Source organism: Actinokineospora fastidiosa, from assembly GCF_014648415.1.
GTDB lineage: Bacteria > Actinomycetota > Actinomycetes > Mycobacteriales > Pseudonocardiaceae > Actinokineospora > Actinokineospora fastidiosa.
Genome location: NZ_BMRB01000008.1, coordinates 11,401 through 31,399, shown reverse-complemented (window position 1 = coordinate 31,399; position 19,999 = coordinate 11,401). Strand labels below are relative to the sequence as shown.

Genomic DNA, 19,999 nt, shown 5'->3' with positions numbered 1-19,999 from the left:
GAACTCATGGATCCAAGCTAACACGACGAATCGGGCGCGGCAGAGCCCTGGCCCGCAGGACGTGCGCGCGATCACGCGACCACGCGCGGTGATCATCCCATGGGCCGTCCACTCCGGTGTGGATGTCCAAACCGTCCGATCCGCACTGATCAGGACCTTCGCCACAACGGTATTCGAGGAATTGGCGAACATATCGCGGTAATTGCGATTAGCCACGCTCCGTAGCGAAAGTGAGCTCTTATCACACAGGACGGTGGGATCACAACCGGCGGGTGTTTCGCCGAAATCTCTCACGCTCGGTGAGTGGCGACGAGGCGTAGATCACCATTTTGGCGGTAGAGGACGGTCAGCGTTCACCCGTAGGTTTGCCCGGTCGGCGGGCTGTTGTGTTCACAATCTTCGGAGTCGGGATGAGCGCGGAAACACTCGGCGATCACGTCAACGCGCAATTGCGGGCGCTCGGCTCCGCGATCGGATTGGGCGCCACGACGCACCGGGTCCGCGGCCTGCTCGACGACCTGCTCGGCGCCGCGGCGCGCTGGCCGCTGACCGCTCCCCGCTGGTCGTCCGATGTGGCCGACGACCACTCCCCCATCGAGTACTCGGTCGCCTTCGCCCCCGACGGCTCGCCCACCCTGCGCCTGCTGGTCGAGTGCGTCGCCGACGACCCGTCCCCCGCGGCGAACCAGCGGGCCGCGCTCGCCGCGCTGGACCGGCTCGCCAGCCGGCTTCCACTGTGTCTGGACCGCTTCTCCCGCGTGGCCGAGCCGTTCCTGGCCGACACCCCCGCCGAGCCGTTCTCGCTGTGGTTCTCGCTGGTCGCGCGGCCCGGCGTGCGGCCGATGCTCAAGGTGTACCTGAACCCGCTCGCGCACGGCCGCCAGCGCGCGCCGGAGCTGGTCGGCGAGGCGCTGGACCGGCTCGGCTTCACCGGGGCGGAGCGGGTGCTGCGCGGCGGGCTGCGCGATCTGTCCTCAGTGGACCACTACTCGTTCTTCGCGCTCGACCTCGACGACCGGCCGGACGCGCGGGCCAAGGTGTACGTCAGCCAGGCGGGCGCGACCCGCGCCGACGCCCAGCGCGCCGCCGCGGTGAGCCGCGGCGGCGACCCGGCCGAGGTGGCCCGGTTCTGCCTGGCCGCGGCCGGTTCGGACGGTCCGTACACCGGCAGGCCGCTGGTGTCCTCCTACACCTTCCTCAGCGGCGACGGCGCCGAGCCCAGCGGGTACTCGCTGTACGTCCCGGTCCGCGACTACGTCACCGACGACCTGGAGGCGCTGAACCGCACGCGCGACCTGTCGACCCGCTACGGCGTGCCCGCCCGCGCGGTCGACGCTGCCGTGTCGGCCGTGCTCGGGCGCGACCTGCGCGACGGCCCCGGCCTGATCGCGCACCTGTCGCTGCGCACCGGCCCGCCGCGGCCGGGGATGACGGTGTACCTCTCCGCCGAGTCGTACGCCATGATCACCCGTGGCCGTAGTGTGGGGGCCGCATGAGGAGTTGACGTGCTGACGAGGGGTTGTCGCCGATGCCGCTGATGGAGCCGTACCGAATCAAGGTCGTGGAGCCGATTCCGGTGCTCACCCGCGCCGAGCGGACCGAGGCCATGCAAACGGCGGGTTACAATCCGTTCAACCTTTCCGCCGACCGGATCACGATTGACCTGCTCAGCGATTCGGGAACAGGCGCGCTTTCCGCGGCGCAACAGGCAGCAGGGGCGCTCGGCGACGAAACATATGCGGGCGCGCGGTCCTATTTCCGATTCCACGACGCCGTCGCCGAGCTGACCGGTTTCGAGCACATCCTGCCCGTGCACCAGGGCCGCGCCGCCGAGCGCATCCTGTTCGGCGCGATGCTCGGTCCGGGCCGGGTCTGTGTGTCCAACACGCACTTCGACACCACCCGGGCCAACGTGGAGCTGAGCGGGGCGACGGCCGTCGACCTGCCGTCGGCGGCCATGAAGGACCTCGACAGCGACGACCCGTTCAAGGGCGACATCGACCTCGACGCGCTCTCGGCGATGCTGGCGGGCCCGGAGGACGTCGCGGTGGTCGTCATGACCATCACGAACAACGGCGGCGCTGGCCAGCCGGTGTCCATGGCGAACCTGCGCGCCACGGCCGAGCTGTGCCGCGCGCACGGGGTTCCGCTCATCCTCGACGCCGCCCGCTTCGCCGAGAACGCCTGGCTGGTGATCCAGCGCGAGCCCGGCTGGTCCGACCGCACCCCGGCCGAGGTCGCGCGGGCGGCGTTCGACCTGGCCGACGGCGCGGTGTGCAGCCTGAAGAAGGACGCCATCGTGCACATGGGAGGGTTCCTGGCGCTGCGCGACCGGGAGCTGGCCACCCGGTGCGAGGCGATGCTCATCGCGACCGAGGGCTTCCGCACCTACGGCGGCCTGGCCGGGCGCGACCTGGAGATGATCGCGGTCGGCCTGCGCGAGGTGGTGGACCCGGCGTACCTGCGGACCCGCGCGGCGCAGACGGAGTACCTTGCCGAGCTGATCCAGGCCGCTGGCGTGTCGATCGTGCGGCCCGCGGGCATCCACGCGCTCTACCTCAACGCGGGCAGGCTGCTCAGGCACCTGGAGCCCGCGCAGTACCCGGGCCACGCGCTGGCCTGCGAGCTGTTCGTCGCGGGCGGCATCCGCTGCGCGGAGCTGGGCTCGCTGTACCTGGGCGTCGAGGACGCCGAGGGCAGGCTGGTCAAGCCTGCGCCGTACGAGCTCGTCCGCCTCGCCATCCCGAGGCGGGTCTACACGCAGAGCCACCTGGAGTACGTGGCCGAGGTGATCGCCGGGATCGCCAAGGACCCGGAGTCGGTCCCGGGGCAGCGGATCGTGTCGGCGCCGAAGCTGCTGCGCCACTTCCACTGCCGCACGGAACCGATCTCCTAGCGGGTCGTCACAGCGCGGAGATGTGCGCGGGCGCGCGCTCGGCCCGGCTGAGCGCGCGCAGGACGCTCATCGGGCCGTGGCGGTCGACGGAGAGCTTCAGCAGGACGTCGAGCACGACGGCGACCGCGTCCGGGTCCAGCTCCGGGGTGTCGATGCCGACGCTGACGGCGAGGTCGTCGCAGTGGACGACGAGTTCGAGCAGCCGCGTGGTGATGAAGCCGTCGAGGGTGAGGGTCGTGCCCGCCCACGGGATGGGCACGACCCGGTCGGCGGCTTCCCGCGTGAGCGCGTCCGCGAGGTCGCGGACGGCGTCGCCCGCCCGCCGCACGAGGGCGTCCTGCCCGTCGGCGGCGTGGGACTCCCCGGAGTCGCGGGCCTTGACCTTGCTCGGGTCGTCGAGCGGGACCTCGGGCTCGCGCCACTTGGCCCGCAGGTAGTGGTCGAGCACGGAGATGGGCTCGCTGGTCGCCGCGTCGAGAGCGAGCACGGTGGGCAAGGCGAAGATCTGCCCGGCCAGGTGACCGGCGAGGCCGCGGACGGAGAACTCGGGCAGCGCGCTGGGGCCGTCCCAGGCCCGGCCCACCGCCGGATGGGCGATGAGCCGGACCGCGGTGTCCGCAGTGGACAGAAAGAGAGCACGTACGTCGGTGGTCACGGAGCCCAGTGTAGGAGCGCTGAGCGAACGGTTTTCGCGCGATCAGCGCTGTCCGTCACCGGCATCCTGGCCGACAGCGATGTCCGGTGGAACGTCAGCGCTGTGCGCGCGCGTACGCGACCAGAGCGCGCGCGTCGGCGGTGAGGACGGCGCCGTTCTTGCTGTCCCGGACGGCAGTCAGGGTGTGGGCAAGTTCAACGCACTCAGTGTGGCCAGCAGAACGGCTGGCCTTCTTGAACCGCAACGCTTCCTTGGTCATGGCCAACTCCCGTCCTCGCACATCTTGGTGATCACTTCCAGTCTAGTCGTCGTCTCCGCAGGCGGGAGAGCGATTTCCAGCAGGCGTCGCTTGACCTCCTGATAAGGCTTGGCCTCCTCGTCGAACAGGAACGTGGCCGATCGCAGGTGCTCCAGATGCACCATCGAGCCGAAGCGGTCGAAGTCCAGCAGGTACCAGCCGCCCACGGCGTGCAACGTCGGCCGCTCTACCAGCCGGATGTCGATGCCGTCTCGCTTGCTCAGACACCGAACATGCCATAGCTGTTCGACAAAGTCCTTGCGGCTGCTCAACATGTTCCGAAGGGCGCCGATCCCGATGATCGCCAGATAATCCACATTCCGGCGATCCAGCAAGGCCTGTCGTTGGAGTCGGGCATCAACAAGGGATTGGGCCTTCTCCTCACTGTGCCCGTCGTCCCGCATCACGGCGGCGGCGTACTCGGCGGTTTGCAGCAATCCGGGCAGCAGGCCGGGAGCCCACTTGGTCATCCTCACGGCGTCCTCTTCGTAGGAGGTCAGGGCTCCTAGCTCGCCTGGCATCCCCATCGGGCCGCTGTCCCACCACCCTGATGCGGGCGAAGTCTTTGCCCACCGCAGCAACTGCTTGCGCCGGTCTGGTGGCAGGCCATAGATCACAGCCAGGCCCATCACCGCCTCCGGCGAGACATGGCGCATCCCCCTTTCGAGTCGACTTAGCGTCGAGACATTCCAGTGGAGTTGCGAGCAAACCCGCGTGAGGCTCATGCCAGCCTGCTCGCGAATGCTCCGAAGTTCCGCTCCCAGCGCACGATCGCGCGGCGTTCCGAGTTTGTGGCGATCCGTCATCGTTCTCTCACCTTTCTGTCCACGTGGGCAACGGCCTACTTTCGGCAACACAGCGTATTGCTACCGGAAGGCACCGACAGTGAGTGAGATGGCCCTCGGGACCTGGGCGTGTATCAACGACAACTGCCGCATGGAAATGGAGGTGACCGCGTGCGGGGCCATCGAGGTCACCTTCGAGGAGGGCTTCGAACTCCTCTTCAGCGCTCACGCCCTGGAGCGCTTCGTCGCGCTCGCGCGAGGAGTGCTGGAGCCGTGAACGACTCGGTCCGGCGGTATCCCGAACTCGCGGAGCTGGTGCGGCTCAAGGACGCGGGCTGGGTCTTCCGGCCGCTGCGCGACGGGCGCGGCGAACTCGCCGGACTGGTGGGCACGCGCTGCCGCCAGGACTTCACCGACGCCCTGTTCGTCTTCGACCGAGGGCACTTCGTCGGCGCGCGCGTGCTCGACGGGGACGGTTGCGTCTGGCTCAAGGACGGCGGCGACCTCGCCGAGATCGCCCGCGAGTTGTCGGCGCTGCCCGAACCCGACGCACCGGGCGCGCCGCGGCTGGTGCGGCGGCCGAGCCTGCTGTGGACGCCGTGATCAGGCGGGCGCCGTCTCCAGCCTGCGCATCGTGTGGTGGACCAGCTCCACCAGGACCCGCTTGGCCGACTCGCGGTCGCGCGCGTCGCAGGCGATCACCGGCACCGACGGGGCGATGTCCAGCGCGTGCCGGACCTCCTCCATCGTGTGCGGCCACGCGCCCTCGAACTCGTTGACCGCGACGATGAACGGGATCCCGCGCCGCTCGAAGAAGTCGATCGACGGGAAGCTGGAGTCCAGCCTGCGGGTGTCCACCAGCACGATCGCGCCCAGCGCGCCGTGGGCGAGCTCGTCCCACATGAACCAGAACCTGTTCTGACCGGGTGTGCCGAACAGGTACAGGACCACCTGGGCGTTGATCGTGATGCGGCCGAAGTCGAGCGCGACGGTGGTGGTCTCCTTGCCGTCGACGAGGTCGTCCACCCCGACGCTCGCCTCGGTCAGCACCTCCTCCGTGCGCAGGGGCGGGATCTCGGAGACCGTGTTGACCAGCGTGGTCTTGCCGACCCCGAATCCGCCCGCCACCACAATCTTGATCGAGGTGGGGATCAGCGGCGTGTCGCTCACCTGTTCAGATCCTCCGAATGCCATCGAGTACGGCCTGCAGAAGCTTGGTGTCGGTGATGTCGGAGGTCTGGAACAGCGCGCCCGCGACCACGTGACCTCTCTCCATCAGGTCGCCGAGCAGCACCTTGACCACGACCAGCGGGACGTCGAGGTAGGCGGCGACCTCGGCGACCGACAGCGGGGCCTGGCAGATCTCCAGGATCTGCAGGTGCTCCGGGCTCAGCGCGCCGGGATCGGCCGGGTGACCGGCCGCGCGGACCTGGGTGACCAGGTTGAGGTTCGGCGCGTTCGGGCGCGTCCGCCCCCTGGTCATCGCGTAGGGCCGGACCAGGGGGCCAGCCGCCTCGTCGTACCACCAGTCGTGGTCCGGGTTCATCCGCGCGCCCTCACGACGGGCGTCGGCCGGGCACCGCCATGGGCTGGCCGCCCGGAGGTGTCGACCCCGAGCGCGGCGCCGACGCCAGGTGCGCGCCCACCCGCTTGACCAGCATGTTCATCTCGTAGGCGATCATGCCCACGTCGGCGTCCTCCTCGGCGAGGACGGCAAGGCACGCGCCGCGGCCCGCCGCGGTGACGAACAGGAACGCGTGGTCCATCTCGACGATGGTCTGGCGCACCTGACCGCCGCCGAAGTGCCTGCCGGTGCCCCTGGCCAGGCTCTGGAACGCCGAGGCCATCGCCGACAGGTGCTCGGAGTCGTCCTTGGACAGTTCGGCCGACCTGCCGAGGAGCAGGCCGTCCGCGGAGAGCACGACCGAATGGCGGATGCCGACGACCCGACGAACCAGGTCGTCCAAAAGCCAGTTCAGCTGCTGGTCCTGGCCGATCTTGTCGTTCACCTTGCGCGGTCCTTCCCCGGGTAACCGGACATCGTGGCGGCGATCATGACTCGACCCCGGGATCGGCCTCGCGGGCCTGCCGGGTGCCGCGCTGGAACGCGGACATCGTGTCGCGGACCCGCTCGGCGGAATCCTCCTCCTCCGGCTCCGGGTACTCGGCCCAGTCCGGCAGCAGGGGCTCCCCGCGCAGTTGCGGCGCCAGGTTCTGCTGGCGCTGCCTGCGCGGAAGGGCGGGTCGTCCGCCGTTCCCGTTCAACTCGGGAGCGGGCGGGTGCGGATCATCGTTGCTGGGCGGATCGGCGCGTCGCGGCGTGGGTCCGATTCCGTTCTCCTCGGTGATCAGCCGCTTCGGCAGCGGCGGGGAGATCTCCGGCATCTCCTCGTCATCCACGGGCCACTGGGCCTCGATCTCCTCGGCGTCGGCCCACTGGTGCGACCGGCCGGGGGGCGCGTGGGCGGTCAGCGCGGCGGGCTCGCGGGCCGAGGGGACCGTGCCCGCGCGCCGCTCCGTCTGCTTGCGCGGACGCGGGCTGGGGCGCTCGGGCTCGGCGGGGTACTCCGCGGTCTCGGCCACGATCTCGGCGGGCAGGAACACCAGGGCCACGGTCCCACCGTACGGGGATTCCCGCAGTTCCACGCGGATCGAGCGGCGCGCGGCCAGCCGGGCCACGACGAACAGCCCGAGCCGGGACTCCCCGCGCAGCGCCATCGCGTCGAACTCCGGCGGGTGGGCCAGCATCCGGTTGTGCTGGTCGCGGTCCTCCGGGGCCATGCCGAGGCCGTGGTCCTCGATCTCGACGACGACGCCGCCGGAGACCTGGCTGGTGTAGACCTCGACCTGCGAGCGCGGCGGGGAGAACGACGCGGCGTTGTCCACCAGCTCGGCGACGAGGTGGATGGTGTCGGCGACGGCGACGCCGTGCAGGGACACGTCCGGCACCTGGTTGACCCGCACGCGCACGTACTGCTCGGTCTCGGCGACCGCGGCGCGCAGGATGTCCAGCAGCCGCACCGGCTTGCGCCACTGCCGTCCCGGCTGCTCGCCGGCCAGGATGATCAGGTTCTCGGCGTTGCGGCGGGCGCGGGTGGCCAGGTGGTCGAGCTGGAACAGCGAGTCGAGGTGCTCGGGGTTCTCCTCCTCGCGCTCCATCCGGTCCAGGATCTTGAGCTGGCGGTGGACCAGGCCCTGGTGGCGGTGGGCGATGCCGAGGAAGACGCGGTTGACGCCCTCGCGCGCCTGGGACTCCTTCACCGCGGCGGCGACGGCGGTGTACTGGGCGGCGTTGAACGCGTCGGCCACCTGGCCGATCTCGTCGGTGCCGTAGTCCAGCGGCGGGACCTCGGCGGCCACGTCGACCCGGTCGCCCTGGCGCAGCCGGTCGACCAGCGACGGCAGCCGCTCGTGGGCCAGCCGCAGCGAGTCGGTCTTGAGCTGTTCCAGGCGGGTGACCAGGGCCTTGTTGACCAGGCGGCGGGAGATCCGCATGGCGACCACGATGCCGGTCACCACGGCCAGCAGCGCGATCAGGCTGCCGATGATGACCTCGGTGAACTGCTCGTCGGCGCGGTCGAGGCCGAGCTGCACGGCCGCGTTGCTCTGCTCGGTGGTGAGCTTGATCAGCTCCTCGGAGACCCGGGTGGTCAGCTCCTGCCACTGCGCGGCGGAGACCGGGACCGTGGGCTCGACGGTGTCCTCGCCGTTCTCGCCGTTCTCCGGCGGTGGCGGCGGCGCGGCGGCCCCGATGAGCCGGTTCTCCGCGGCGCCGAGCTGCTGCCAGGTGTCGGAGCCGGTCAGCTCGCGGTAGTGGTCGCGGACCTGGTCGGTCGCCGTCGGCGCGATCGCGGCCAGCTGCGTGCGGTAGCTGCCGACCAGCGACGTGAACTCGACGTGCTGGGCCGGGGTGAACTTGCCCGCGGCGATGGCGGCGGAGGCCACCGAGGACGCGCGCGACATGAAGTCGCCCGCGCGGAACAGGCCGACCGCGTCGATGGCCTCCTGGAGCACGACCGGGTCGGGCACGATGCGGGCCTGCGTGTCGAACAGGCCGTGGGCCGCGTCGAGCAGGCTGTTGTAGTAGCGGTAGATCTCGTCCGGGTCGGCGTTGCCCGCCGAGACCTGGGCGCGGCGCTGGTCGAGCGGGCCGAGCACCTCGGTCAGCGCCTCGACCTTGACCGTCACCTCGGTGGGCGCGTTGGCCGACAGCTCCGCCATCGCGGTCTGCAGCTCGCGCACGGCGCGGTCGGTGGCGCGCTGCTGGTTCTCCAGGCCGACGGTGTCGTCGTTGTTGGAGTACAGCACCGTCATGGTGAGCTGGCGCTCACGCTGGACGGCGCTGAAGGTGTTGAGCGCGGGGATCGAGGCGTCCTTGACGCCGCTGGTGACGGCCTTGAGGTAGATCGCGTCGAAGACGGTGTAGGACGAGAAGACCGCCCACATCACCAGCAGGATCACACTGGGGAAGACGACGACGCCGGTCAGGCGGGAACGGATGGTCGTGGTAGCGCGGGTGTCGCCCGGCTGCTGCGGACCACTAGTCAGCTTCACGTTCCCCTTCTCCAGCCATCCCAGCTTCACCTCACCGAGTGAGTTGTTGCGCGTGCACCTTGATCAATATCACGGAGAGCCAATGATCGCCTGCGGTACGCGCATCCGGAGCGTACCGGTTCACCCGTCGGCGTGGGTGACACCCCCGTTTCGGGTAGCGGCAACCCGTTCGGGCCAGGGCGGGTGACCGAAAGGGCAACAAGCGGTGACGGGTGACCCCCGGCCCTTGTCGCCCGGCGGTGGGCGTGGGCATGGTCGGGACACCCCACCGTTTTTGTAAGGAACCGCCATGACGGATCTCTCCGCCGCGCTGCGCTCGTTCGTCCGACTCCGCGGCTCGGACTACCTCCGCGACCCGAACGTCACCTCGATCGGCATCGGCCACAAGGTGCGCGGGGGCGAGCGCACGGACGAGGTGTGCGTGCAGTTCACGGTCGGCGCGAAGGTGGAGCCGGAGGCGCTCGGGGACCTGGCGACGTCGCCGCTGCCGGAGTCGATCGAGATCGCGGGCGTGTCGGTGCCGACCGACGTGGTGGAGCGGACCTACCGGCCCGCGTTCCGCGTGGTGGAAGCCTCGCCGCCGGAGCCGCGCAAGTCGCGGATGGACCCGGTGCGGCCGGGGGTGAGCATCGGCCATCCCCGGATCACCTGCGGGACGGTGGGCGCGGTGGTGTACGACCGGGAGACGGGCGCGCCATATCTGTTGAGCAACTGGCACGTCCTGCATGGGCTGGACGGCGAACTGGGCGACACGGTCGTTCAGCCGGGGACACATGACGACAACCGCACCGAGCAGAACGCGGTGGGCGTGCTCGCGCGCTCGCACCTGGGGGTGGCCGGGGACTGCGCGGTGGTGTCGGTGAGCGGGCGCGGGATCGACCCGTCGGTGCTCGACCTCGACGTGGTGCCGAGCGAGCTGGGCGATCCCGAGCTGGGCGACGCGGTGGTCAAGAGCGGCCGGACGACGGGCGTCACGCACGGGATCGTGCGGCGGGTCGACGTGCTGGCCAAGCTGGACTACGGCGGGGCCATCGGCACCCGGGAGATCGGCGGCCTGGAGATCGGCCCGGACCCGGACCGGCGCGCGGCCGACGGCGAGATCAGCCGGGGCGGGGACTCGGGCGCGGCCTGGCTGGTCGTGGCGGACGGGAAGCCGACCGGCGTACTGGCCGGGCTGCACTTCGCGGGCGAGGGCGGCGGCGACCCGGACGAGCACGCGCTGGCCTGCCTGCCCAAGTCGGTGTTCGACAAGCTGGGGATCACGCTGGACCGGCCGGAGGTCGCCGAGACCGCGATCGGCTACGACGCGGAGTTCCTGGGCGTGAAGGTGCCGGTGCCGGGGCTGGACGCGGGGGCGTCGGCGGTGGTGCTCGACGGCAGCACGACTATCGACTACACGCACTTCTCGCTGGCGCTGTCGTCCGTCCGCCGGTTCGCGTTCTGGGTGGCGTGGAACATCGACGGCAGCGGGTTGCGCAAGCTGCCGCGGTCGGGGATCGCCTTCGTGAAGGACCCGAGGCTGCCCGCCGACACCCAGCACGGCGACGAGCTGTACCGGGGCAACCGCTTAGACCGCGGCCACCTGGCGCGGCGGGCGGATCTGCTGTGGGGCAGCGCGGAGGAGGCGGACCGCGCCAACCGGGACTCGTTCTACTTCACCAACATCACGCCGCAGCTGGACGCGTTCAACCAGGCGGCGCGGAACGGGCTGTGGGGGCGTCTGGAGGACGCGCTCTTCGAGGACGTAGAGGTCGACGACCTGCGGGTGAGCGTGGTGGCGGGCCCGGTGTTCGGCGCGGACGACCGGGTGTATCGGGGGGTGGCGGTGCCTCGGGAGTTCTGGAAGGTCATCGCGCACACGGTGGGCGGGGAGCTGCGCGCGTCGGCGTTCCTCCTGACCCAGAATTTGGACCGGCTGGAGACGCTGGACCTGGACGAGTTCGCGGTGTACCAACTGCCGGTCGCCGAGGTAGGCGCCCGCACCGGCCTCAAATTCCCCACCGCCCTAACCGACGCCGACACCGCACCCCCACGCCCCGAGGCCGACACCCCACCCCACCCCCTCACCGGCCTCGCCGACATCCGCTGGACCCCCTAAGCCCAGATGACAGCATCTTGCAGCCCCAGATGATGTCACCATCTGACTTCCAGATGGCGACATCATCCCAATTCCGCATGATGACATCATCTCCATCGCGGATGACGCCATCATCTGACAAGATTTCAGATGTTCACATCATCCGAGATCGCGGACACCCTTCACAGTCCCCATCACCCTCCCCACCGCGATCTCGATGACCACCCGCTCCGGATTAGGCCGAGGCTGCCGATACCGCTCCGCATACCGCCGAACCGCCTCCCCCACAGCAACAGCATCGTCCCGCACGGTAGCCACCCCCTCCACAGTGGACCACCGCCGCCCGTCCAGCTGACAAACAGCCACCACCGGATCAGCGACCACGTTCCGCACCTTCCACGACCCACGCGAGGTAATCACCCGAACCAACCGAGCGTCACCATCAAAGGTCGCCCCCACCGGCACAACATGCGGCGACCCATCCCCCCGCCGAGTAGTCAACGTACACAAATGACGTTCCGTCCAGAACGCCAGAAACTCCGCATCGGGCTGCCACACGCAACCAAGACTACGGGGGGCGAGCACCGCCCACTCCCGCCCGCCACACAGCAACCACCAGCCCGACCACCCGACACCCGGCACGCCCGCACCCGGCACCGCGCACCCAGCACCCGCACCCCCATCCCGCACCCGGCACCCAACCGGCACCCGGCACCCCAAGCGGCACCCGGCACCCGGCACCCGGCACCCGGCACCCGGCACCCGGCACCCGGCACCCGGCAGAACACCACCCGACCAGCCACCTTCGGCCACCGGGGCACCGTGCCACCCGCCCTCCCGGCTAACCGCACCCCGGCCAACCATCACCCGGCCAACCATCACCCGGCAAACCACCGCCTGACCGACCACCCTCGGGCCAAACCACCGAGCCCGGCCCAACCCCGGGCCCGGCCCACCCCCCGGGCTGGCCCCACCCCGGGGCCAGCCCGACCGCTGGGGCCAACCGCCCACCCACCGAATCTGCACCCGCCCCCCACCACCATCCGGCCAACCGGCGCCGGGCCACCAGGTCAACCACCGGCCCGGCCAACCATCCCCCGACAACCACCGCCCCACCAACCACCACCACGGGGCCACCGCGCCAACCACCGGGACCATCGGGCTAACCACCCACCCGACCAGCCAGCACCACCGACCGTTATCCGGCCAACCACCTCGGGCCGCCGAGCCGACCCCCAGCCGACCGAGCCAACCACTCGCCCCGGCCACCCACCACCCCGGCCGCCAACGACCAACCCACCACCCCTGGCCCACCACCATAAGGACCACCGGGCCGACCGCCGGGCGACCGGGCCAACCACTCGCCCGGCCACCACCCAGCCGCCACCCGACCAACCACCACCACGGCCAACCACCATCACGGCCAACCCACCGTCAGGACCACCAGGCCGACCGCTCGGCGACCGGGCCAACCACTCGCCCGGCCACCACCCAGCCGCCACCCGACCCACCACCACGGCCGACCACCATCAGGACCACCGGACCGGCCACCGGGCGACCGGGCGCACAACCCGCCCGGCCACCCGCCACCCAGCCGCCACTCAGGGCGGCCTGTCGCTTCTAGTCGTCGCCGAAGATGGCGTCGCCGATTTCGTCCAGGACTTCGCCGAGGATCATGCCGCCGACGATGCCTGCGGCGGCGCCTGCGACCAAGCCGCCGCCGTGGAGGCCGTGGCCGCCGCCATGGGCACCATCGCCGCCATGGGCGCCGTGGGCGCCCTGGCCGAAGGACGCCCGCCTGCCCGCCGCCTGTGTCAGCCACTCGCCGATGCGGGACGTCCAGTCGGTCGTCTCCGCCTCCGCGTGGCTGACCTGGAAGCGGCCGAAGACGTCGCCGCCCTGGGTGAAGAGGCCGCCGCGCTTGTCGGCCTCCAGGACGACGGTCATGCCGTGCGCATCGGTGATGAACGTCAGCTCCACCTGGCTGATGCCGCCCGCCAGCTGGGCGGGCGGGTGGTACTCGATCTCCTGGAAGAACGGCAGCTGCTGGTTCACCCCGTGGATGCGGCCCATCTCCAGATCCGCGCTCCGGAAGCGGAAGCCCATCCGCTCGAAGGCTGCCAGCACCGCCGCCTGCGACGGCAGCGGCTCGACGTGCAGCGGGTCCATGTCGCCCTTGTCGACGGCCTTCGCGACCGCCAGTTCCGTGCGCAGCCCCAGCGTCATGCCGTGGAGCCGGTGGCCGCCGATCGCGGTCACCGGGGTCTCCCACGGGATCTGGATGCGGAACGGCACGACGTGCGTCTGGCCCGCGCGCAGCGGGAAGCGGCCTGCGACGACGTGGCGGTCGAACTCGACGTGGCCCTGGGTGTCGTCGCTGCGCTCGACGCGGGTGACCAGCGAGAGGGCGACGTAATCGATGTCGGCGTCGTGCTCGCCGCCCTGCATCCGGACCTCGCCGGTGACCGTGCCGCCGGGCATGGCCGAGCCCGAGGACAGCACGGTGTCCACGGACGGGCCGCCCACGCCCAGAGCGCGCAGCATCTTCTTGAACACCATCGTCGGAGCTCTCCTTACGCCGGTAGCCGGTCCCTCGTCCCCTGGGACGCGCGGACCGTTCGCTGGTTCCGCCGGGTACGTCGCCCGCGGCGTCCCCGGCGTGACTAGTCGACCACGGCGAGGGCGTCGATCTCCACGAGCAGCCCCTCGGGCAGTCCGACGTAGACGGTCGTCCGCGCCGGGAACGGCTCGCTGAGCAGCTCGGCGTAGGCGGCGTTCATCTCGGCGAAGTGCGCCACGTCGGTCAGGTACACCCGCAGCATCACGATGTCCTGCTCGGTCGCGCCCGCGGCCTCCAGCACGGCGAACACATTGCGCAGGCACGCCCGGGTCTGCTCGGCGACGGTGTCGCCCACCAGCGACCCGGTCGCCGGGTCGACGGCCACCTGGCCCGCGACCTGCACGATGTTGCCCTTGCGGATGCCCGGCGACAGCGGCACGGGCGGGGGCAGCGCGCCGGGCGGGGTGATGGCGGTCCTGGGCATGTCAGTCCTTTCCGACGGGGTTCCACCCGCAGGCGCGGGAAGCGGTGTCGGCCGCGGCGAGCAGGTCGGGGACCAGGGCCAGCAGGCCGGGCCGGTCGAGCAGGATCTTCGGCACCGACACCGACACCGCGGCCAGCACGGCGCCCGCCTGGTCGCGGATGGGCGCGGCCACGCAGTGGATGAAGTCCTCGTGCTCGGAGTCGTCGATGGCGTAGCCGCGCTCGGCCACGGTCCGCAGCTCGGCCAGGTAGTCGGCGGCGTTGGTGATCGTGTTCTCGGTCATCGGGGTGTAGGTGATCGACTCGGCGATCTCCCGGCGGCGCGGCTCGTCGAACGCCGCGACCAGCACCTTGGCCACGGCGGTGCAGTGCAGCGCTGCCCGTTTGCCGATGCGCGAGTACATGCGCACCGGGTGCTTGCTCTCGTACTTATCGATGTAGACGACCTCGCCGCTCTCGTAGCTGGCCAGGTGCACGGTGTGGCCGGTGGCGTCGTTGAGCGCGCGCAGCGCCGGTTCGGCCTGCCTGCGGACATCGCGCTGATCGAGCGCCCGCGACGCCAGGTCGAACAGGGTCGCGCCGAGCCGGTAGTGGCGGGCGTCGGCGCGCTGGACGAACCGGTGGGCCTCCAGGGTCCGCAGCAGCCGCAGCACCGTGGTCTTGTGCACGCCCGCGGACTCGGCGAGCTGGTCGAGGGTGCGCGGCCCCTCGGCGAGCGCGGTCAGCACCGTCAGCGCGCGGTCCAGGCTCTGGCTCATCTGACCCCTCTGGCGGTCACGTGCGTCGTCGCCCAGGTCGCGGCGTCCGCGTCGAGCAGGCGGGCGACGAGGTCCCCGGGCAGTGGGACCGCAACATCATGCTGGGTGCGCAGGGCCCCCGCCGCGTGCAGGTGCCCCGCGCGCAGCCGCCGCCTCGGCGACTGGCCCGCCAGCGTGGCGGCGAGGAACCCGGCGGCGAAGGCGTCCCCGGCGCCGACCGGCTCGACGACGTCCACCCGCAGCGCGGGCTCGAACACCGCCTCGCCCGCCTCGATCAGCGTCGCCCCGAGCGAGCCCTGCTTGACCACGAGCGTGGTCGGCTCGGGCAGCAGCTCCCGCACGTCGGCCGGGTCGGACACGCCCCACAGCGCCTCGGCCTCGTCGGCCCCGACCAGCACGATGTCGGCGCGCGCTGCCAGGCCGCGCAGCACGTCCGGGGCGCCGGAGTCCCACAGCGCCGGCCGCCAGTTGACGTCGAACGACACCCGGGGCGCGCGGTCGAGCACGGCCTCGATCAGGGCGCGGCAGCGCGGCGAGAGGGCGGCGGTGATCCCGGTCAGGTGGACCAGCCGGGCGGCGGCGACGTCGACGCGGTCGAGCACGTCGGGCCCCATGTCGGAGGCCGCCGAGCCGAACCGGTAGTACCGCATCGGGCTGCCCGAGGCGTTGGCCTCCTTGATGTAGACCCCGGTCGGGCGGGTCGGGTCGACGGCGACCCCGGACACGTCCACCCCCGCGGCGGCCACCGCGGCGACCACGGCGCGGCCGAACGGGTCGTCGCCCACCGCGCTCACCCAGCCCGTCGGGACCCCGAGCCCGGCGAGCGCGCACGCGACGTTCGACTCGGCCCCGCCGACGTCGCGGACCCAGGTCCGGACCTGGTCGGCGGGCCCGTCCTCGCCGGGCACGAACACGGCCATGGACTCGCCGAGGCACAGCACCTCGGGAGTGTCGACCCGCTCCACAGGCACCCCCACAACTCCCGGTTAACTTAACCGGTTCGCAGCGGCATGCTACACATCACATAGCGTCTGACGCACTAGGCGTTGCAAGTAGTGCAACTTGGCAAGAATGATTCGTTCTGGTCGGATCGGGAGTCGGGTACCCGGGAGAAAGGTCGGCACCGCATGAACGCCAGCCTCGACAGGTCCGCCGTCGCCCGGCTCCGCGACGAGCCGCTGGACTGGCGCTTCCGCCAGGTCCCCACCGGCCGGACGCTCGGCGAGACCGCCGCGGCCCGGCCCAACCTCTTCCGCGACGGCTTCCTCGGCCCCCTGGTCGTGCTGGACGAGGCCGCGCTGGAGCACAACCTCACGACGCTGGCCGACTGGTCGGCGCGGCAGGGACTGGCGCTGGCCCCGCACGGCAAGACGACGATGGCCCCGGCCCTCTTCGCCCGCCAGCTCGACCTCGGCGCGTGGGCCATCACGGTCGCCCACGCCGGGCAGGCCCGGGTCTGCCGCGCCTTCGGCGTGACGCGCGTGCTGGTCGCCAACGAGTTCACCGACCCCGGCGGCCTGGCCTGGCTGTCCGGCGAGCTGGCCGACCCCGGCTTCGAGTTCCTGTGCTTCGCCGACTCGGTCGAGGCCGTCGACCTCATGACCCGGGGCCTGGCGGGCGCGCCGCGACCCATCGACGTCCTGGTGGAGGTCGGCATGGCGGGCGGGCGCACCGGTGTGCGGGATCTCGCGGAGGCCACGGCCGTCGCCAAGGCGGTCTCCGCCAGCCCGGCGCTGCGCCTCGCGGGCGTGGCGGGCTACGAGGGCCCGGCCGCCTCCACCGCCGACGTCGAGGGCCTGTCCGCGGTCTGGTCCTACCTCGACGCCCTGCGGACCGCGGCCGTCAGCCTGCACCCGATGGTCGAGACCCCGCGCACGATCGTCACCGCGGGCGGCAGCGCGTACTTCGACGTGGTCGCCGCGTCCCTGACCGGCGCGTGGCCCATGCCCGTGCTGCCCGTCCTGCGCAGCGGCGCGTACATCACCCACGACGACGGCTTCTACCGCGACGTCTCCCCTCTCGGCGCCACGCCCCGCCTCACGGGCGTGCCGCCGCTCAAGCCCGCGCTGACCGCGTGGGCCCAGGTGAGTTCCCGCCCGGAGCCGGGACTGGCCCTGCTGGCGGCGGGCAAGCGCGACCTCTCCCACGACCTCGGGATGCCCCGCCCCCGCCTGCACCGCACCGCCGACGGTGTGACGCCGCTGGAGGGCTGCGAGGTGACGGCGATGAACGACCAGCACACCTACCTCCGCGTGCCCGCGGACCACCCACTGTCCATCGGGGACTGGGTGGCGCTCGGCATCTCCCACCCCTGCACCACCTTCGACAAGTGGCCGCTCATCCCGGTGACCGCCGAGGACGGCGAGACCGTGGTCGACCTCATCCGGACCTTCTTCTGATGACCGTCTACAAAGGCGTCACCGTCATCGACGGCACCGGCGCCCCCGCCTATCGGGCCGATGTCGAGGTCGCCGAGGGCCGCGTCGCCCGGATCGGGCGCGTCCCCGGCGCGGGCACGGACGCCCACGGCCTGGTCCTGTCCCCCGGCTTCATCGACATGCACTCCCACTCCGACCTGCTCCTGCTCACCGAGCCCGCGCACGAGGCCAAGACCACCCAGGGCGTGACCACCGAGGTGCTCGGCCAGGACGGCCTCTCCTACGCCCCCGTCGACGACGCCACCCTGGCCACCCTCCGCACCCAGCTCGCAGGCTGGAACGGCAACCCGGAGGACTTCGACTGGTCCTGGCGCTCCGTCGCCGCCTACCTCGACCGCCTCGATCAGGGCATCGCCGTCAACGCCGCCTACCTGCTGCCGCACGGCACCATCCGCATGCTCGCCATGGGCTCCGACGACCGGCCGCCCACCGCCGACGAACTGGACCGCATGCGCCGCGAGGTCGCCACCGGCATGACCGAGGGCGCGCTCGGCCTCTCCGCCGGGCTCACCTACTCCCCCGGGATGTACGCCGACACGGCCGAACTCGTCGCCCTGTGCGAGGTCGTGGCGGCCCACGGCGGCTACTTCAGCCCCCACCACCGCAGCTACGGCCGCAACGCGCTCGACGCCTACGCCGAGATGATCGCCGTCTCCCGGGCGTCCGGCTGCCCCCTGCACCTGGCCCACGCGACGCTCAACTTCCCGGAGAACGCCGGCCGCGCGCCGGAGCTCCTCGCGCTCCTGGACACCGCCGACCTGACCCTCGACACCTATCCGTACCTGCCCGGCGCCACGAGCCTCGCCGCGCTGCTGCCCGGCTGGGCGTCCGCGGGCGGTCCGGAGGCCGCCATCGCGCGGCTGACGGACCCGGCGACCCGCGAGCGCATCCGGCGCGAGATCGAGGAGGAGGGGTCCGACGGCTGCCACGGCGTGCCGGTCGACTGGTCGGCCATCGAGATCAGCGGCGTGCGCGACCCCGCGAACCGCCGCCACGTGGGCACGCGCGTCGGCCAGGCCTCTCGGCCGTTCGAGCTCTTCGCCGACCTCCTCGTCGCCGAGCGGCTGGGCACGTCGTGCCTGATGCACGTGGGCCACGAGGACAACGTCCGCGCGATCATGCGCCACCCCGCCCACACCGGCGGCAGCGACGGGCTGCTCGTCGGCGACCGGCCGCACCCGCGCGCCTGGGGGACCTTCCCCCGCTACCTGGGCCACTACGTCCGCGACGAGGGGGTCCTCGACCTCGTCGAGTGCGTGCACCACCTCACCGGCCGCCCGGCCCGCAGGCTCGGGCTCGCCGACCGCGGCGTGGTGCGCGAGGGATACGCCGCCGACCTCGTCCTGTTCGACCCCGACACCGTCGCCGACAGGGCGACCTTCGACCAGCCGCGCACGCCAGCGGCGGGCATCCACCACGTCCTCGTCAACGGCGTGCCCGTGGTCGAGGACGGCCGACCGACCGGGGCCCTCCCGGGCCACAGCATCCGCCAGGGGACACCGTGATCGTCTACATCGGAGCCATCGAGGGCGACGGCCTCACCGTCGCCACCGCCGACCCGGCCACCGGCGGGCTCACCGTCACCGACACGCTCGCCGACGTCCGCGAGCCCTCCTTCCTCGCCATGCGCGGGACCACGCTGTACGCGGTGGTCGAGGAGCCCGAGGGCGCCGTCACCGAGCTCGACATCGCCGACCCGGCCGCGCCGAGGGTCCGCCGGGTCGTCGCGACCGGCCAGGCGGGCCCCACGCACCTGTGCCTGCACGGCGACCACCTGGCCGTCGCGCACTACACCGACGGCACCGTCACGATCCACGACCTCGACACCCTCGCCGTCACCGACCGCCTGCGCCACGAGGCCGACGAGCCGCACGCGCACCAGGTCGTCTCGCACGGTGACTGGCTGGTCGCCGTCGACCTCGGCGCGGACGCAGTGCTCACCCACCGAGTCGACAACGGCCGGATCACCCAGCACGCGCGCTGCGACCTGCCCAAGGGCACGGGACCCCGGCACCTCGCGTTCCACGGGGACACCGCCGCCTACGTCCTGGGCGAGTACATCCCCGGCGTCACGCGGCTCGCCTGGGACGCGGGCGCCTTCACCGTGACCGGCCACCACCTCGTCACCGCGCCGGGCGCGCCCGAGACGTTCCCCGCCGAGATCATCGCGGCCGACACGCACCTCTACACGAGCAACCGGGGCGAGAACGTGATCGCCCGGCTCGACCTCGACGGCACGCTGCGCCAGAGCGTCCCGGTGGGCGGGGACTGGCCGAGGCACTGCGCCGTCGACCCCACCGGGCGCTGGCTCTACGTGGCCAACCAGCGCTCCCACAACGTCACCTGGCTGCCCCGCGACCCGGCCACCGGCGAGCTGGGCGAGCCGGTCGGCAGTGTCACGGTCCGTGGCGCGTGCATGGTGGCGTTCGCCTGAGAGGGTCAGCTTGTGCCCGGGATGAGCGCGTTCTACCATCCTCTCCATTGCCGCCAGTGAA

Annotated in this window: 20 protein-coding genes; 8 read left to right on the top strand and 12 right to left on the bottom strand. The window is 71.7% G+C overall.

The window, feature by feature from the left end; all coding sequences use genetic code 11:
• Nucleotides 1-410 precede the first annotated feature (410 nt).
• Nucleotides 411-1,496 carry a tryptophan dimethylallyltransferase family protein gene (locus tag IEY98_RS28800; RefSeq protein ID WP_189213822.1) on the top strand — a complete coding sequence of 362 codons (1,086 nt, stop codon included), beginning with the start codon at nucleotides 411-413 and terminating at the stop codon, nucleotides 1,494-1,496.
• A 32-nt stretch (nucleotides 1,497-1,528) separates the two neighbouring features.
• Nucleotides 1,529-2,896 (top strand): tryptophanase, encoded by a 1,368-nt coding sequence (locus IEY98_RS28795; protein ID WP_189213821.1) that lies wholly within the window; start codon nucleotides 1,529-1,531, stop codon nucleotides 2,894-2,896.
• A 7-nt stretch (nucleotides 2,897-2,903) separates the two neighbouring features.
• Here IEY98_RS28795 and IEY98_RS28790 read toward each other — a convergent pair whose 3' ends face one another.
• From IEY98_RS28790 to IEY98_RS28780, 3 genes are all read right to left on the bottom strand, one after another.
• Nucleotides 2,904-3,551 carry a maleylpyruvate isomerase N-terminal domain-containing protein gene (locus IEY98_RS28790; protein ID WP_189213820.1) on the bottom strand — a complete coding sequence of 216 codons (648 nt, stop codon included), beginning with the start codon at nucleotides 3,549-3,551 and terminating at the stop codon, nucleotides 2,904-2,906.
• Between the two features lie 94 nt (nucleotides 3,552-3,645).
• Nucleotides 3,646-3,810, bottom strand: a complete 165-nt coding sequence (locus tag IEY98_RS28785) for a DUF397 domain-containing protein (RefSeq protein ID WP_189213819.1) — start codon at nucleotides 3,808-3,810, stop codon at nucleotides 3,646-3,648.
• Nucleotides 3,807-4,655, bottom strand: coding sequence for a helix-turn-helix domain-containing protein (locus IEY98_RS28780; protein WP_189213818.1), 849 nt, complete (start codon nucleotides 4,653-4,655; stop codon nucleotides 3,807-3,809). Before IEY98_RS28780 ends, IEY98_RS28785 begins: the two co-directional genes overlap by 4 nt.
• Nucleotides 4,656-4,785: 130 nt before the next feature.
• Between IEY98_RS28780 and IEY98_RS33220 the strand changes: the two genes are divergently transcribed.
• On the top strand, nucleotides 4,786-4,911 hold the full coding sequence (locus IEY98_RS33220; protein WP_268244617.1) for a hypothetical protein: 126 nt from the start codon (nucleotides 4,786-4,788) through the stop codon (nucleotides 4,909-4,911).
• Nucleotides 4,908-5,237, top strand: a complete 330-nt coding sequence (locus tag IEY98_RS28775) for a hypothetical protein (protein WP_189213817.1) — start codon at nucleotides 4,908-4,910, stop codon at nucleotides 5,235-5,237. The genes IEY98_RS33220 and IEY98_RS28775 overlap by 4 nt, the downstream gene beginning before the upstream one ends.
• On the opposite strand, the gene IEY98_RS28770 is transcribed toward IEY98_RS28775, so the two are convergent.
• Genes IEY98_RS28770 through IEY98_RS28755 form a run of 4 tightly spaced genes read right to left on the bottom strand, consistent with a single transcriptional unit; the run spans nucleotide 5,238 to nucleotide 9,218 of the window.
• On the bottom strand, nucleotides 5,238-5,828 hold the full coding sequence (locus IEY98_RS28770; RefSeq protein ID WP_189213816.1) for a GTP-binding protein: 591 nt from the start codon (nucleotides 5,826-5,828) through the stop codon (nucleotides 5,238-5,240).
• The gene (locus IEY98_RS28765) at nucleotides 5,809-6,180 is read right to left on the bottom strand and encodes a DUF742 domain-containing protein (protein WP_189213815.1); all 372 of its coding nucleotides are present in this window, start codon (nucleotides 6,178-6,180) and stop codon (nucleotides 5,809-5,811) included. Before IEY98_RS28765 ends, IEY98_RS28770 begins: the two co-directional genes overlap by 20 nt.
• 10 nt (nucleotides 6,181-6,190) lie before the next feature.
• A complete protein-coding gene (locus tag IEY98_RS28760) occupies nucleotides 6,191-6,643 on the bottom strand; it encodes a roadblock/LC7 domain-containing protein (protein ID WP_189213814.1) in 453 nt (150 codons plus the stop codon).
• 43 nt (nucleotides 6,644-6,686) lie between these two features.
• The gene (locus IEY98_RS28755; protein WP_308425936.1) at nucleotides 6,687-9,218 is read right to left on the bottom strand and encodes a sensor histidine kinase; all 2,532 of its coding nucleotides are present in this window, start codon (nucleotides 9,216-9,218) and stop codon (nucleotides 6,687-6,689) included.
• A 259-nt stretch (nucleotides 9,219-9,477) separates the two neighbouring features.
• Here IEY98_RS28755 and IEY98_RS28750 point away from each other — a divergent pair, with 259 nt between their 5' ends.
• Nucleotides 9,478-11,286, top strand: coding sequence for a DNA/RNA non-specific endonuclease (locus tag IEY98_RS28750; protein WP_189213813.1), 1,809 nt, complete (start codon nucleotides 9,478-9,480; stop codon nucleotides 11,284-11,286).
• Nucleotides 11,287-11,424: 138 nt separating this feature from the next.
• Here IEY98_RS28750 and IEY98_RS28745 read toward each other — a convergent pair whose 3' ends face one another.
• The 5 genes from IEY98_RS28745 to IEY98_RS28725 all read right to left on the bottom strand — a co-directional run bounded on the left by IEY98_RS28745 (nucleotide 11,425) and on the right by IEY98_RS28725 (nucleotide 16,031).
• Nucleotides 11,425-11,823, bottom strand: a complete 399-nt coding sequence (locus IEY98_RS28745; protein ID WP_189213812.1) for a PPOX class F420-dependent oxidoreductase — start codon at nucleotides 11,821-11,823, stop codon at nucleotides 11,425-11,427.
• Between the two features lie 1,062 nt (nucleotides 11,824-12,885).
• Nucleotides 12,886-13,824, bottom strand: coding sequence for a sporulation protein (locus tag IEY98_RS28740; RefSeq protein ID WP_189213811.1), 939 nt, complete (start codon nucleotides 13,822-13,824; stop codon nucleotides 12,886-12,888).
• Nucleotides 13,825-13,928: 104 nt separating this feature from the next.
• A complete protein-coding gene (locus IEY98_RS28735) occupies nucleotides 13,929-14,309 on the bottom strand; it encodes a RidA family protein (RefSeq protein WP_189213810.1) in 381 nt (126 codons plus the stop codon).
• Between the two features lies 1 nt (nucleotide 14,310).
• Nucleotides 14,311-15,066 (bottom strand): IclR family transcriptional regulator, encoded by a 756-nt coding sequence (locus tag IEY98_RS28730; RefSeq protein WP_189213809.1) that lies wholly within the window; start codon nucleotides 15,064-15,066, stop codon nucleotides 14,311-14,313.
• On the bottom strand, nucleotides 15,063-16,031 hold the full coding sequence (locus IEY98_RS28725) for a sugar kinase (protein WP_373292491.1): 969 nt from the start codon (nucleotides 16,029-16,031) through the stop codon (nucleotides 15,063-15,065). Before IEY98_RS28725 ends, IEY98_RS28730 begins: the two co-directional genes overlap by 4 nt.
• A gap of 162 nt (nucleotides 16,032-16,193) precedes the next feature.
• Here IEY98_RS28725 and IEY98_RS28720 point away from each other — a divergent pair, with 162 nt between their 5' ends.
• From IEY98_RS28720 to IEY98_RS28710, 3 genes are read left to right on the top strand one after another with little or no spacing between them, the layout of a single operon-like run.
• Entirely contained in the window at nucleotides 16,194-17,465 is a 1,272-nt protein-coding gene (locus tag IEY98_RS28720; protein ID WP_189213808.1) for an alanine racemase, read from the top strand.
• Nucleotides 17,465-19,009: an N-acyl-D-amino-acid deacylase family protein gene (locus tag IEY98_RS28715; RefSeq protein ID WP_373292485.1), complete on the top strand. Its 1,545-nt coding sequence runs from the start codon at nucleotides 17,465-17,467 to the stop codon at nucleotides 19,007-19,009. The genes IEY98_RS28720 and IEY98_RS28715 overlap by 1 nt, the downstream gene beginning before the upstream one ends.
• Nucleotides 19,006-19,938: a lactonase family protein gene (locus IEY98_RS28710; RefSeq protein ID WP_189213807.1), complete on the top strand. Its 933-nt coding sequence runs from the start codon at nucleotides 19,006-19,008 to the stop codon at nucleotides 19,936-19,938. Before IEY98_RS28715 ends, IEY98_RS28710 begins: the two co-directional genes overlap by 4 nt.
• Nucleotides 19,939-19,999 lie beyond the last annotated feature (61 nt).